Origin of the sequence: Vreelandella maris (assembly GCF_013371085.1) — a bacterium.
Lineage (GTDB): Bacteria > Pseudomonadota > Gammaproteobacteria > Pseudomonadales > Halomonadaceae > Vreelandella > Vreelandella maris.
In genome coordinates this window covers 1-13,546 of sequence record NZ_JABWCV010000024.1, presented here as the reverse complement: position 1 = coordinate 13,546, position 13,546 = coordinate 1, and the positions used below count along the sequence as shown (strand labels likewise).

The 13,546-nt window shown below is 54.7% G+C and carries 13 protein-coding genes; 6 read left to right on the top strand and 7 right to left on the bottom strand.

The annotated features are described in order from the left end of the window. Positions 1-161: 161 nt before the first annotated feature. On the top strand, positions 162-779 hold the full coding sequence (locus tag HUO07_RS17015) for an alpha-ketoglutarate-dependent dioxygenase AlkB family protein (protein ID WP_176304550.1): 618 nt from the start codon (positions 162-164) through the stop codon (positions 777-779). 57 nt (positions 780-836) lie between these two features. Here the strand turns inward: HUO07_RS17015 and HUO07_RS17010 are convergent, their stop codons facing one another. From HUO07_RS17010 to cysP, 4 genes are read right to left on the bottom strand one after another with little or no spacing between them, the layout of a single operon-like run. Then, a complete protein-coding gene (locus HUO07_RS17010) occupies positions 837-1,931 on the bottom strand; it encodes a sulfate/molybdate ABC transporter ATP-binding protein (protein WP_008959573.1) in 1,095 nt (364 codons plus the stop codon). Then, the gene (gene cysW, locus HUO07_RS17005; protein ID WP_008959572.1) at positions 1,928-2,755 is read right to left on the bottom strand and encodes a sulfate ABC transporter permease subunit CysW; all 828 of its coding nucleotides are present in this window, start codon (positions 2,753-2,755) and stop codon (positions 1,928-1,930) included. The genes HUO07_RS17010 and cysW overlap by 4 nt, the downstream gene beginning before the upstream one ends. Further along, on the bottom strand, positions 2,755-3,609 hold the full coding sequence (gene cysT, locus HUO07_RS17000) for a sulfate ABC transporter permease subunit CysT (protein ID WP_008959571.1): 855 nt from the start codon (positions 3,607-3,609) through the stop codon (positions 2,755-2,757). Before cysT ends, cysW begins: the two co-directional genes overlap by 1 nt. Positions 3,610-3,635: 26 nt before the next feature. Next, positions 3,636-4,646, bottom strand: a complete 1,011-nt coding sequence (gene cysP / locus HUO07_RS16995) for a thiosulfate ABC transporter substrate-binding protein CysP (RefSeq protein WP_176304549.1) — start codon at positions 4,644-4,646, stop codon at positions 3,636-3,638. Positions 4,647-4,923: 277 nt separating this feature from the next. On the opposite strand from cysP, the gene rpe reads away from it, so the two are divergent. Beyond that, positions 4,924-5,619, top strand: a complete 696-nt coding sequence (rpe, locus tag HUO07_RS16990; RefSeq protein ID WP_101147858.1) for a ribulose-phosphate 3-epimerase — start codon at positions 4,924-4,926, stop codon at positions 5,617-5,619. Positions 5,620-5,655: 36 nt separating this feature from the next. Here rpe and HUO07_RS16985 read toward each other — a convergent pair whose 3' ends face one another. Then, positions 5,656-6,954 (bottom strand): NAD(P)/FAD-dependent oxidoreductase, encoded by a 1,299-nt coding sequence (locus tag HUO07_RS16985; protein ID WP_176304548.1) that lies wholly within the window; start codon positions 6,952-6,954, stop codon positions 5,656-5,658. A 101-nt stretch (positions 6,955-7,055) separates the two neighbouring features. Here HUO07_RS16985 and HUO07_RS16980 point away from each other — a divergent pair, with 101 nt between their 5' ends. Continuing rightward, on the top strand, positions 7,056-7,811 hold the full coding sequence (locus HUO07_RS16980) for a phosphoglycolate phosphatase (RefSeq protein ID WP_176304547.1): 756 nt from the start codon (positions 7,056-7,058) through the stop codon (positions 7,809-7,811). Positions 7,812-7,825: 14 nt separating this feature from the next. On the opposite strand, the gene HUO07_RS16975 is transcribed toward HUO07_RS16980, so the two are convergent. Further along, complete coding sequence (locus HUO07_RS16975; RefSeq protein ID WP_176304546.1) at positions 7,826-8,740, bottom strand: metal ABC transporter substrate-binding protein; 915 nt, start codon at positions 8,738-8,740, stop codon at positions 7,826-7,828. A 382-nt stretch (positions 8,741-9,122) separates the two neighbouring features. Between HUO07_RS16975 and HUO07_RS16970 the strand changes: the two genes are divergently transcribed. The 3 genes from HUO07_RS16970 to trpC are packed head-to-tail and all read left to right on the top strand — an operon-like array spanning position 9,123 to position 11,659. After that, complete coding sequence (locus HUO07_RS16970; RefSeq protein WP_176304545.1) at positions 9,123-9,758, top strand: anthranilate synthase component II; 636 nt, start codon at positions 9,123-9,125, stop codon at positions 9,756-9,758. Positions 9,759-9,797: 39 nt separating this feature from the next. Further along, positions 9,798-10,817 (top strand): anthranilate phosphoribosyltransferase, encoded by a 1,020-nt coding sequence (trpD, locus tag HUO07_RS16965; RefSeq protein ID WP_176304544.1) that lies wholly within the window; start codon positions 9,798-9,800, stop codon positions 10,815-10,817. Positions 10,818-10,855: 38 nt separating this feature from the next. Further along, positions 10,856-11,659: an indole-3-glycerol phosphate synthase TrpC gene (trpC, locus tag HUO07_RS16960; protein ID WP_176304543.1), complete on the top strand. Its 804-nt coding sequence runs from the start codon at positions 10,856-10,858 to the stop codon at positions 11,657-11,659. A gap of 43 nt (positions 11,660-11,702) precedes the next feature. Here the strand turns inward: trpC and HUO07_RS16955 are convergent. Continuing rightward, the coding region (locus HUO07_RS16955) for an FAD-linked oxidase C-terminal domain-containing protein (RefSeq protein ID WP_281362669.1) at positions 11,703-13,546 on the bottom strand (1,844 nt) is incomplete at its 5' end.

Sequence of the window (13,546 nt, the reverse complement as noted above, 5' to 3'; positions counted from 1 at the left end):
GTATAACGCGGGTAGCGCGCTGGCGGTATGTTCTGGCGATGCAAGTCTGCCAGGATTGATCGAAAATGCTTCTTCGCCAAGCTCCTGACAATGACATGAGGATAGCTGCTTAGCCACCATTAACGTGGCTTCATGCATCGGGTTTAGAGGAGACGCTGTTAATGACGAATAGCGATTTGTTTGAAAATGACGATATGAAGGTAATCAACTTGCTTCCGCAGGACGGGGCAGCCTATTACCACGGCAAAATTCTAGACGCTTCTACCGCTGACATGTACTTAAACAAGTGCATTAACGAATTAAGCTGGGAGCATGATCGCGCGCTTATTTACGGTAAAGAGATTGTCACTAAGCGAAAGATGGCATGGTATGCAGATGAACCGGTCAAATATAGCTACTCTGGATATACCAAAACGGCGTTGGTATGGCCTGATTTTTTACGCGATATGAACCAGTTGGTGGAAAGCCACTGTGGAGATGCCTTTAACTCATGCCTGTGTAATTTTTATAGCTCAGGGGATGAGGGTATGAGTTGGCACAGTGATGCCGAGAAGGATCTGGTTGAAAAGGGATCAATCGGGGCGCTCACGCTTGGCGGCGAAAGAAAGTTTTCATTTAAACATAAGGTAACAGGCGAGAGTGTCTCTCTTACGTTAGAGCACGGTAGTCTGTTGATTATGAAAGGCGCCACGCAAAAGAACTGGTTACATAGCCTGCCCAAAACCAAGAAAGATATCGAGCCGCGGGTGAGCCTCACGTTTAGGCAAATGCGCTTTTGAGCTAATCCGAGTAGTTATTTACGCAAGCCGCCCCGGGACGGGGCGGCTATTGAAACGTTACGCGACGCGTGTCTGCTCCGTCGTTTTCTCAGTGACTTTGGGGAAGCGGCGCCAGTGACGGGGATGGGCGAATAAGCGTTGCCCCCGGCGTAGTGCCAAGTGTTCAAAGTCAGTGTGGCGCACGGTTGCCAGCCACGGCTGGGCCAGCCAGTCGGCTTCTAGCTCCACGCGTACTTCGGCGCCCACCGGGGAAATCGCTGTGATGGTAACCGGCAGATGGCTTTCCGAGGTGGGCTGCTCGGTCAGGCGTACTTCATGAGGGCGCAGCAACAGCTCTTCATGACCATCGGGCAGATCAACGTGCCAATAGGCATCGCCGCAGGTCAATACGCCGTTACTCACTTTGCCTTCCAGGTGGTTGACATCGCCTAAAAATTCAAACACAAAGCGATTTGCTGGCGTGCGGTAGAGCTCGTCGGGGGTGTCGATCTGCTCTATACGGCCATTGCTCATTACCACGACGCGGTCGGAAAGCTCCAGTGCCTCTTCCTGATCGTGAGTTACAAAGACGCTGGTGAAATTGAGCTCATCATGCAGATGACGCAGCCAGCGGCGAAGCTCCTGGCGTACTTTGGCATCAAGGGCACCAAACGGTTCGTCCAAGAGCAATACTTCAGGCTCCACCGCTAAGGCGCGGGCCAACGACACGCGCTGCTGCTGGCCGCCCGAAAGTTGGGCGGGGTAGCGGTTGGCAAGATGTTCCAGCTTGACCATTTCAAGCAGCCTGAACACCCGTGCACGAATCTCACCGCTGCTGGGGCGGCGTTTGCGCGAGAGCACGGTCAGGCCAAACGCCACGTTGTCGTAAACGCTCATATGGCGGAACAGCGCATAGTGCTGGAAGACAAAGCCAATCCGCCGGTCGCGTACATGCACGTTGGTCACGTCGCGGTCGCCAAACAGAATTTTACCCGGTTGGGTGGTACGGTCGGCATTTTCCAATCCGGCGATAATCCGCAGCAGGGTGGTTTTGCCTGAACCCGAAGGGCCGAGCAGGCCGACCAGCTCACCTTCATGAATATCCAGATTGATTGGCTCTAATGCCTGGGTATTGCCGAAGTGCTTAGCGATGTTGTGTAAGCGAATGCTCATGCAAATGCCTCCCGGCGCGCTGCGCGCCATTCCAGCCCAGCCTTCGCGGCGAGCGTCAATAGGGCAATGAATGCGAGTAAGGCCGCGCAGGCAAAAGCCCCTACGGCGTTGTAATCCTGATAAAGCTGCTCAAGGTGCAGTGGCAGTGTATTGGTCTGGCCGCGAATGGCACCTGAGACCACCGAAACGGCACCGAATTCGCCGACTGCACGAGCATTGGTGAGGATGACGCCATACAGTAGTGCCCAGCGAATGTTGGGTAGCGTGACGCGACGAAATGTCGTCCAACCGGAAGCGCCAAGCGTCACGGCCGCTTCTTCTTCACGCGAGCCTTGGGCCTGCATCAACGGGATAAGTTCGCGAGCCACAAAGGGGCAGGTCACAAAAATAGTCACCATCAGAATACCCGGCCAGGCAAACATCAGCTGAATATCGTGGCCATCCAGCCACGTGCCGATCCAGCCGTTGCGGCCATACAGCAGCAAGTAAATCAGACCCGCCACCACGGGGGAGACCGCAAAGGGAATATCGATCAGGGTCTGTAAAATGCGTCGCCCGGGAAAACTGAAGCGTGTTACCAGCCACGCCAGCGCCACACCAAACACCAAGCACACCGGGATAGTGAGTAGCGCAATCATCAGCGTTAAGCCAATCGCATGCAGCGTGAAGGTATTGCTAACATTGGCCCAGAAGACCATGACGCCCTCAGAAAACGCCTGAGCAAAAATGGCCACCAATGGCAGCAGCAAAAAAAGTGCTGACAGTACCAGGGCGGCTCCTATCAGCAGGCGCCGGACAACCGGTGCATCACCAATTCGGCGCATTAGCCCTTACCTCCATGCAGGCGGCGTACAAAACGTCCCTGCCAAACATTAATTGCCAGTAGCAGCGCCAGTGATACGAACAGTACGACCGAAGCGATCGCCGATGCGCCCGCATAGTCGTACTCTTGCAGCTTGACGAAGATCATCAGCGCGGTAATCTCTGTTTCATAAGGCATATTGCCAGCGATAAAAATGATCGCCCCGAACTCGCCTAACGAGCGCACAAACGCAAGCCCGGTTCCGGTGACTAAGGCAGGCCAGATATGCGGCAAGATCACGCGACGAAAGGCGACACCGTCAGTTGCCCCTAGCGACATGGCGGCTTCATCGACTTCAGCGGGCAAGTCTTCAAGCACTGGTTGAACGGTACGCACTACAAACGGAATACTGGTAAAGGCCATGGCTAGCGCAATGCCCACCCAGGTATAGGCGACCTGAAAACCAAGCGGTTCAAGTAGCTGGCCCATCCAGCCGCTGCTGGCGTAAAGCGTTGCCAAGGTAATGCCCGCCACCGCGGTGGGCAACGCAAAGGGCAAATCCATCAAGGCATCCAGTAAGCGCTTGCCAGGGAACTCGTAGCGCACCAGCACCCAGGCCAATAACAGGCCAAAGATGGCATTGATAATGGCCGCGACGGCTGCCGCGCCAATGGTCACCATATAGCTTGCGACCACCCGGCCTTCGGTGATAATCGCCCAGTATTCGGCGAAGCTAAGCCCCGCTAACTGACCGAACAGGCCGGTAATCGGTAAGAGCAGTACCAGCGAGATAAACAGCACGCTGATACCCATAGAAAGGCCAAAACCCGGCAGCACACGTGTGCTGCCGGTTCGCCAAGTTGCGAGTTGACTCATAGTTCAGGCTGGCTCATAGGTGAATATTAGCGGCGCTGTAACTGGTCGAGTCGGCCGCCACTGCCAAAGTGAGTCTCCATTACCTCGTCCCAGCTACCAAACACGTCGTCTACTTCGAGTAATTCGGTCTCCGGGAACTGGTCGGCAAACTCTTCGACCACGGCTTCGTTATGCACCCGGTAGTTAAAGCCTGCCAGCAGGCGCTGAGTCTCTTCGGTGTAGAGGTACTCAAGGTAGCTTTGGGCCAAGTCGCTGTTGCCGTTGCGCTCAGCGTTTTCGCCGACAACGGCAACGGGGAACTCGGCCAGGATGCTGACCGGGGGCACGATCACTTCGTAATCGTCGCTGCCGTACTCGCTACGAATATTGTTAACTTCAGACTCGAAGCTAATCAGTACATCGCCAATTTCTCGCTCAATAAAGCTGGTCGTCGCGCCACGGCCGCCGGTATCAAATACCGCCACGTTGGCTAAGAAGGTGCTCATGAACTCTTCGATTTGCTCTTCATCGCCATCAAATTCGTTCTCGGCAAAGCCCCAGGCAGCTAAGTAGGTGTAGCGGCCATTACCCGAGGTTTTCGGGTTAGGGAAGACCATTTCTACGTCTTCTTGGACTAGATCGTCCCAGCTTTCGATGCCTTTTGGGTTGCCTTTACGCACCAGGAAAGCGGTAGTGGAGTAGTAGGGCGAGGCATTGTTCTCAAATGCGTCTTGCCAATCTTCTGCTACCAGCCCAGCATCCGCGAGTACTTGTACGTCAGTCACCTGGTTAAAGGTCACCACATCGGCTCGTAGGCCCTGCAGGATGGCACGCGCCTGTGCAGAAGAACCGCCATGTGACTGGCTAATGGCAATCTCTTCACCGTGCTCTTCCTGCCACCACGCCTGAAACTCAGGGTTAATCGCGGCAAACAGCTCACGAGCGATATCGTAGGACGAATTGAGCAGTTCACGCTCCTGGGCAACGGCGGAACCACTAACCGTAACGCCAAGGGCAATGGCAATCAGGCTGCGGCGGAAAATGGTGGGCAGGGCCATAGAGAAACTCCTTCAATCAGTAAGCGCAAAATATCGCCAAATAGGGATGTCGCAATATCGGCAAGGTTAAAACGATCAATGTGGAATTACAATCATGTTTTATATTCTATTTAAGAATATGCGTGTGATGACTAAGCTCAGCCGCTGTTAGGCTGCGGATGTGTGGTTCTGATAAGCGGCTCTGATAAGATAGGTGTTTGGCTTTGCTCTCTCGCCAGTGCTCAACGGCATAGAGGGTGGCTACTCTCATCGTCTGATTAATAAGCAGGAATGGAATATGACCGCTGCGCATGATTTTCTCATTGCCCCCTCTATTTTATCAGCTGATTTTGCCCGGTTGGGTGAAGAGGTGGATAACGTGCTGGCTGCAGGCGCCGATGTGGTGCACTTCGATGTAATGGATAATCACTATGTGCCTAACCTCACGATTGGCCCCATGGTGTGCAAAGCGCTGCGTAAACACGGCGTAACGGCGCCCATTGATGTGCATTTGATGGTCAAACCGGTCGACCGCATGATCAGCGACTTTATTGAGGCGGGCGCCAGCTACATCACCTTTCACCCTGAAGCCTCTGAGCACGTTGACCGTTCGCTGCAGTTGATCCGCGATGGTGGCTGTAAGGCTGGTTTAGTGTTTAATCCCGCGACGCCGCTCTCTTATCTTGACTACGTGATGGATAAAGTCGATATGGTACTGCTGATGAGCGTTAACCCAGGCTTTGGTGGCCAGTCATTTATTCCTGGTACGCTGAACAAGTTGCGCGAGGCACGGGCGCGCATTGATGCATCACACTATGATATCCGCTTGGAAATCGACGGCGGGGTAAAAGTGGATAACATTGCTGAGATTGCCGCCGCTGGCGCCGATACCTTTGTAGCAGGCTCTGCTATTTTCAGTGCCCACCAAGCCAGCGACCCGCACGGTTACGACACAGTACTCAAACAACTGCGGGCGGCGCTAGCGACGGCTTAATACTGCGTTTCAAGAAAAAATTAACGGGGTGTTTGTTTAGTGTAATTTCATGCGCGGTTTTAAATACTTATTAAGTTTATCCACCAGCCATGACAGCCCCGTTTTTGTCGCCCCATGAATAGAGAGCTGATGCGTGCGATATAACGAAGCGTACGCTTGGCGTGCCAGCCAGCCTTCCAAAAACAGACCTTTGGAGGCTCCGCTACGCATCAAATTACCCACTGCATCGTAGCGCGCCAGTGAGACCAGTGAGCCATGATCACGGTAGCGAAAATCCTGCAGTGGCTTATCGTCGAGTAGGTTAACCAGGTTTTTGGCTAATAACTTGGCTTGTTGATGCGCCGCTTGAGCGCGAGGCGGCACGGTACCCTCGTCTCCCATCGGGCAACTGGCGCAGTCGCCAAGTGCGAATATTTTTTCATCGTCGACACTTTGCAGGCTACGTTTCACTTCGATCTGATTTTTCTTGTTAGTCGTCAGGCCAAGTTCGGTTAGAAATGGCGGCGCTTTAATACCCGCTGCCCACACATTAATATCCGTCTGGATCTCCTCACCGTTGTCGGTAATCAGCCGATGCGCTTGTGCTTCCTTGATCGCCGTATCGGTATGAACAGTGACGCCCATTTTCTCAAGCTCTGTTTTAACGGTCTGGCTGACCCGTTCAGAAAGCCCAGGCAGCAAGCGCGGCGCAGCTTCTAGCAAGTGCACGCTAATGTGCTGATGATCTATCGCCGTTACGCCATAGGCATTGAGCATACGCGAGGCATCAAATAGCTCGGCGGCAAGCTCTACCCCTGTGGCTCCACCGCCCACAATGCCAATAGTCAACTGGGTATGCTGGCGCAGGGTGGGGTCGGTATAGCGCAGGAAGGTATTGATCATATCGCGCTGAAACGCTTTGGCCTGCTGGGGCGAATCAATAAAGTGGCAGTGCTCGGCGACGCCGGGCGTGCCGAAGTCATTGGAGACACTACCCAACGCCATCACTAAGTAGTCATAGGTTAACTCGCGTGCAGGCAGTACCTCAGCGCCATCTTCGTCTTTAACGGGGGCTAAACGTAGGACTTGCTGCTGGCGGTCCACGCCCGTCAGCGAACCACGTTGATAACGGTAGAAGTGAGCAGACGAATGTCCGCGATAATCCACCTCGTCCATACTGGAATTAAGCACACCGGTCGCCAGTTCATGGAGCAAAGGCTTCCAAACGTGGGTGGTGTTACGATCCAGCAACACAATCTCTGCGCGTTTACGCTTGCCTAATGTATGCCCTAGCCGCGTAGCGAGAGCTAGCCCACCCGCGCCACCGCCGACAATCACAATCCTGGGTATGGCCATCATTATCTCCTTGGCTAAGTTAGCTCCAGCATAGAAGCTTCTTACGCTTCTGACTAATGCGAAGGTTTACCTTGAACAGGTAAGATAGTTTTCTAAACACGATGAGGCAGAGGGCAGTGACGGTGCATTCCATACGATTTACAGAACGATATTCAGGACTACATTCAGTACTGCAGGGTAAACGGCTGATTGCGTTCGACTTGGATGGCACGTTGATTGATTCGGTACCTGATCTTGCCGCTGCGGTGGCGCATGCTCTAAAGGCGCTTGATCTACGCCAGCCAAGCGAAGCCGAGGTGCGTGATTGGGTCGGCAATGGGGCGCCGGTATTAGTCGAAAGAGCCCTAACCTGGGCGTTACAGACACCGCCCACGCCCGCACTCCAGCAGCGCGGCTATGATACTTTTATGGACTACTATGGCGCCGCGCCCCATGCTCTCACAACGCTCTATCCAGGCGTTCAGCAAGCGCTTCAGGGGCTGCACCAGCAAGGAATGACACTGGTACTGATCACCAATAAGCCTGAGCGTTTTATTGAGCCGCTTTTACAGCACTTTGAACTGTTGGACTATTTTGCACTCTGGGTGGGCGGTGATTCACTGGCTGAAAAAAAGCCTCATCCACTGCCGCTGTTGCATGCTGCCCACATGTGCCAGATTCCAGCCGCTGAGTGTGTGATGGTGGGTGATTCCCGGCATGATATTGCTGCTGGTAAAGCGGCAGGCTTTACTACCGTAGCGTTACCGTACGGCTACAACCACGGCGAGCCAATCGAAGAGAGTCACCCTGATCTAGTGCTCTCTTCGTTAACAGAATTGCTGACAACCACCTCCCAGACGACAAAAGCGATTGAGTAATGGCAAAGGGCTGATTACTCGGCCGTTGCACCACCTAAAGCGGTATGCAGTACCTCCGCGTTATGACGCAGCATGGTCGAATAGTTGGCAGCTGGGCCATCTGCGCGACTCAGTGAATCAACATACAGCGGCCCTGCGAGTGGAATTGAAGTCTCCCGAGCTAAAGCATCCATATGAATACTGGGTGTCGTGCTTTCAAAAAAGAGTGCCGAGGGACGTTTTGCAGCAAGTTGCTCGCTCATTTTGGCCATTGCCTGGGCACTGCCTTGGGTCTCATGATTAACGCCCCATATTCCCTGGGCTTGAAATGAGAAAGCACGTGCGAAATAACCAAAGCTTGCTTCACTAGTGATTAGTGTGCGGTTGGTTTGAGGGATACCATCGAGCCGCTCTTTCACCTCTGAGCTCAGAGTAGTCAGCGCTTTGCGAGCTTCTTCGGCGCGCGCATAAAACACATCTGCCTGCTTGGGCAGGTGCTCGGCCAGCGTGGCGGCAATCACATCAATGTAAGCGGCGGCGCCGGCGGGGTCCATCCACATGTGCGGATCTGGTTCGCCTTTATATTGCCCGGTCGAGATCATCAGCGGCGCGTAGTCGGCCTTTTTCGCCACTTCCACGAGGGTTAACTGATCGTCTGACATCGCTTCAATATGACGAATCCAAGGCTCTAAGCCCAACCCGTTATAAAAGACGATATGGGTCTCTTCTAACGCAAGCACATTGGGGGGTGTTAACTCCCAGCGGTGAACGTCTTCACCCACAGGAACAATTACATTGACGCTGACCGCGTCTCCTGCCACCCGTTTGACCAACTCCTCCATGACTGAAAACGAGGCAATAACGCGTAGCGTTGTGTTGGCATAGGCTGGCGCAGTGCTGATCAATGCGACAAATAAGAGCGTACACATCCAGGTAACCCGCTTTGTCATCTTACGCTCCTAACTTAATTGTAAACTAACGTAAATGTCGGTAGATAATAAAGACTGCGGTGGTTCGTTGCTAGTACCAATCTTCGGGCAGGTCGAGCGAGGTAAGGTATAAGGTTGGATTTCCTCTAAAGGAAAGTGCCACTATGCTTAATAGTCTTACACTCCTAAGCATAGCGTGCCTGATGACTGAACGAACGGTTTCTTCTGTGCGCCGCTGGTGAGTCCCATTTATGGGGCGGTTCGTAAGCTCGCTGGGGGAGCTTCTGATCATTACTGCCCGGCGCGGCACTTAACCCCTGCAACGCAGCGCCCGGTTGCGGTATCATCAAGTCATTAGTGGTTTCATCTGTGATCTGAATGACGCAACGGAGTAAGTGGGGCAATGGCGCAAGCTCAGTCGGGGCAGAAACTGTCAGCGCAGAATCAGCCAGCGCGTAAAGTGGTGATGATAGACAATTACGACAGTTTCACGTTTAACATCGTCCAGTACCTAGGCGAGCTGGGCGCGAAAGTAATCACTTACCTTAATGACGACATCACTATTGAGCAGATTGAAGCACTGGCGCCGACGCACTTGGTGGTATCGCCGGGGCCGTGCACGCCTAACGAGGCAGGTATCTCCATGGCCGCCATCGAACATTTTGCTGGCAAGCTACCTATTTTAGGTGTCTGCCTGGGCCATCAGGCGATTGGGCAGGTCTTTGGTGGCAAGGTCGTGCGCGCCCCACAGGTCATGCACGGCAAAACCTCTGCTGTACTACACGCGAACCAAGGTGTATTTGAAGGGTTGGATAACCCTGTTGAGGTTACCCGGTATCACTCTCTGGTCGTCGATAAAGCGAGCCTGCCTGACTGTTTGGAAGTCACTGCCTGGACAGGCGATGACGACGTTACTCCCGGCTTAGTCATGGGGTTTCGTCACTGCGAGCTGGATATTGAAGGGGTGCAGTTTCACCCCGAGTCGATTCTTACCCGCCAAGGCCATGAGCTATTGGCCAATTTTTTAAAACGCGGCTGATGGCCGGTTTCACACGCTTTTTTAGGGGCCCCTCTGCTCATGCAAATGCGAGACGCGATTAATGCGGTGATGCGCCGCGAAGACCTCTCTTTCGATGCCATGCACGCCTTGATGCGCCAAATCATGACCGGCGATGCTAGTGATGCGCAAATCGGTGGCCTGCTGGTGGGCCTTGCCATGAAGGGCGAAAGCGCCGTTGAAATCAGCGCTGCTGCCCAGGTCATGCGCGAGCTGATGAAGCGCGTTGAGCTGCATGCTGAAAACGTTGTCGATATTGTCGGCACCGGTGGCGATGGCGCGAACCTGTTCAATGTTTCCACCGCTGCCAGTTTTGTTGCCGCTGCCGCTGGCGCACACGTGGCCAAGCACGGTAACCGCAGCGTTTCGTCGTCATCCGGTAGTGCAGACTTATTTGATGTGGCGGGTATTTACCTGGATCTTAAGCCTGACCAGGTAGCGCGCTGCATCGAGCAGGTGGGCGTTGGCTTTATGTTTGCCCCTAATCATCACCCGGCCATGCGCTATGCGATTGGGCCCCGCCGTGAAATGGGCGTGCGCACGCTGTTTAATATTCTAGGGCCGTTAACTAATCCCGCTGGCGCCCCCAATCAGGTGCTGGGTGTTTACGCCGCAGAATTGGTGCCGCTCATGGCCGAAGTGCTTAAAACCTTGGGTAGCCGTCATGTGATGGTGGTCCATTCAGACGATGGTTTGGATGAAATCTCCCTGGCAGGCCCCACCTTAGTCGCCGAGCTAAAAGAGGGTGAGATTACCCAGTACACCATTACACCCGAAGAGCTGGGCATTGAGCGCCAGAGCTTGGCAACACTGAAAGCCAATAGCGCCGAAGATAGCCTGCGCTTGGTCAAGGCAGCGCTTTCCGGTGAAGGCGCCGCCGCCGATATGGTCGCGCTAAACGCCGGGGCCGCACTTTATTGTTCGGGCGTGGCGGATACCTTAAAAGAGGGGGTGATGGTGGCCCAGGACGCGCAAGCCTCCAAGCTGCCGCTCGAAAAATTGAAAGAGCTTTCGCACTTCACCAGCGTTTTTAAGCAGTAGGTTCTTAAACAAGATAAGTTTTAAAAAAAGAGATCAACATGACTCAACAGGCAACGCCAACTATTTTAACGCGCATTCTGGCTCGCAAAGATCAAGAAGTGGCTGAGCGTCGCCAAGCGGTCTCAGAATCAGACCTGCTCGCGCTAGGAGAGAAGCAGAGCGCCCCGCGTGGCTTTATTGAAGCGCTTAATACGCGCATCGCAACGGGTGATCCGGCGATTATCGCCGAGGTGAAAAAAGCCTCTCCCTCGAAAGGCGTTATTCGTGAAGAGTTTCACCCGTCCGATATCGCCAAAAGCTATACGCAAGGGGGCGCTGCCTGTCTATCGGTGCTCACCGATGCCGACTTCTTCCAGGGCCACGAAGACTACCTGATTGCCGCGCGGGATGTGTGTACGCTACCGGTGATTCGTAAAGACTTTATCACCCACGGTTATCAGGTCAGTGAAGCGCGAGCTATTGGTGCCGACTGCATCCTATTGATTGTCGCCGCCTTGGATGACTCACAGCTGCGTGATCTACACCAGCAGGCCAATCAACTGGGAATGGATGTGTTGGTAGAGGTGCACGATGCAGACGAGCTGGAGCGCGCCTTGGCGCTGGAGCTAAAGTTGGTGGGTATCAACAACCGCAATTTGCACACCTTTGACACCAGCCTCAATACCACGCTGGATCTGCTGCCACGCTTTCCTGAAGGCGTCACGGTGATTACCGAATCGGGTATTCATACCCGCGATGACGTTGAGCTGATGCGTGACCACAACGTTAACGGGTTCCTGGTTGGCGAAGCCTTTATGCGCGAAAGCGATCCGGGTTTGGCGCTGAAAAGGCTCTTTTTCTGATTGCTGAACTCAAGCAGCACCAAGCCTGACTACCGGAATCTCATCACTGCTGCTTCAGGGCTTTCAATAGGGCTTGAAGTGGGTGAGGTAGTTTTTGTGCCGAATAGCGCTTCACCTGGCTGCGGCAGGAGTATCCAGTAGCCAGTAGCTTGCCTGCGTTTTCTTTGGTTTCCACCTGGGGCTGCCACGACTGGGCGTAGATCGTTTTGGAGGTAGCGGCGTTGCGTGTTTCGTGGCCGTAGGTGCCTGACATACCGCAGCAGCCGGTGGCCATCAGCTCAAGCTCTAACCCAAACGCCGAGAACACTTGCTGCCATGCTTTAGGGCTGCCCGGCGCGTTGGTTTTCTCGGTGCAGTGGGAGAGCAGCTTAAAGCCGGGGTCGGTTAGCTTAAGCGGGGTGGGCGCTAGCGTATTGATGCGGGTCGCCAGCCACTCCTGCAGCATCAGCACCTCCGGCACGGCTTCATGGCCTAACGCTTTGACGTACTCCTGGCGATAGGTGAGCGTCATCGCCGGATCGATGCCCACCAGCGGGATATCAAAGCGGGCCAAGGTGCGTAGCCGCTCGGCCTGCTTGGCGGCGGTGCGCTCGAAGGCGCCCAAGAAGCCCTGTACCTGGAGGGGTTTGCCGTTAGCCGAATAAGGCATCACAAACACACGTAGATTGAGGCGCGAGAGTAGCTCCACCACGTCCATCACCAGCTTGGCTTCAAAGTGGGTGGTGAAGGCGTCCTGCACAAGTATCACGCTGTTGGCGCGCTGCTGTTCGGTTAACAGGGCCAGCGAGAGCGGTGTTGCCTCGGCGACGTCCCAGGCCTTCAACTGCTTTTTCACACTGGCCCGCGAGAGCGCCGGGGAATCGCTCATGCCCAGTGTACGGCGCATTAGCTGCTCTACCCAACGTTGGCCAATTACCGCGTTATACAGCGGCGCCGCCTTGGCCAGGGTGGGCAGCATAAATTCGGTGCCGCCAATCACATAGTCGCGCAGCGGGCGCAGGTAGCGGCCGTGGTAGACCTCCAAGAACTGCGAACGAAACTGAGGGACGTTGACCTTAACCGGGCACTGCCCCGCGCAGGACTTACACGCCAAACAGCCCGCCATGGCGTCATACACTTCATGGGAGTAGTCGTGGTGCTGCTTGCGGCTGAGGGTGTTCGCCACCCGTAGCGGAAAGCTTTTAATAAACCCCCAGCCGCCCTCGGCTTTCTTCTTGCGCGACTCCTCGACGACGTCAATGCCCGCCTGGGTCTGAAGACGCAGCCATTCGCGGATCAGGCTGGCGCGGCCTTTGGGCGAGTGGCGACGATCCCGCGTTGCCTTCCAGGAAGGGCACATGGGGTCATCAAGATCGTAGTTGTAGCAGGCGCCGTTGCCGTTGCAGTAAACCGCGGCGTCGTAGGCTTGCCATGCGCGCTCGTCGATGGTGCGATCAAACTGGCCGCGCATGGGCACGCCATCGACTGTTAATAAATCAGGATCGCTATCTTTGGCAATTAGCTTGTCTTCTTCAGCAGGGGTCGCGATCTTCCCCGGATTCAACTGGTTGTATGGGTCAAACGCCGCTTTTACCCGCTGTAGGCTAGGGTAGAGCTCGCCGAAAAACGTCGGTGCGTATTCAGAGCGCACGCCCTTGCCGTGTTCGCCCCAAAGCAGCCCGCCATATTTTTGGGTGAGTGCCGCGACCTCATCGGATACCGCGCGAATCAGTTTTTCCTGCTCGGGATCCTTCATATCGATGGCGGGGCGCACATGGAGTACGCCCGCGTCTACATGGCCAAACATCCCGTAGGAGAGCCCTCTGGCATCCAGCGCGGCACGAAATTCGGCAATAAAGTCCGCCAAGTGCTCCGGCGGTACGGCGGTATCTTCCACAAAAGGAATCG

Bases quoted from the DNA above. Each gene is read 5' to 3' on its own strand.
- trpD (WP_176304544.1), top strand. From the start codon at position 9,798: ATGCAAATGCGAGACGCGATTAATGCGGTGATGCGCCGCGAAGACCTC.
- HUO07_RS16985 (WP_176304548.1), bottom strand. From the start codon at position 6,954: ATGGCCATACCCAGGATTGTGATTGTCGGCGGTGGCGCGGGTGGGCTA.
- HUO07_RS17015 (WP_176304550.1), top strand. From the start codon at position 162: ATGACGAATAGCGATTTGTTTGAAAATGACGATATGAAGGTAATCAAC.
- rpe (WP_101147858.1), top strand. From the start codon at position 4,924: ATGACCGCTGCGCATGATTTTCTCATTGCCCCCTCTATTTTATCAGCT.
- HUO07_RS16975 (WP_176304546.1), bottom strand. From the start codon at position 8,740: ATGACAAAGCGGGTTACCTGGATGTGTACGCTCTTATTTGTCGCATTG.
- cysW (WP_008959572.1), bottom strand. From the start codon at position 2,755: ATGCGCCGAATTGGTGATGCACCGGTTGTCCGGCGCCTGCTGATAGGA.
- HUO07_RS16970 (WP_176304545.1), top strand. From the start codon at position 9,123: ATGGCGCAAGCTCAGTCGGGGCAGAAACTGTCAGCGCAGAATCAGCCA.
- cysT (WP_008959571.1), bottom strand. From the start codon at position 3,609: ATGAGTCAACTCGCAACTTGGCGAACCGGCAGCACACGTGTGCTGCCG.
- cysP (WP_176304549.1), bottom strand. From the start codon at position 4,646: ATGGCCCTGCCCACCATTTTCCGCCGCAGCCTGATTGCCATTGCCCTT.
- trpC (WP_176304543.1), top strand. From the start codon at position 10,856: ATGACTCAACAGGCAACGCCAACTATTTTAACGCGCATTCTGGCTCGC.
- HUO07_RS17010 (WP_008959573.1), bottom strand. From the start codon at position 1,931: ATGAGCATTCGCTTACACAACATCGCTAAGCACTTCGGCAATACCCAG.
- HUO07_RS16980 (WP_176304547.1), top strand. From the start codon at position 7,056: ATGAGGCAGAGGGCAGTGACGGTGCATTCCATACGATTTACAGAACGA.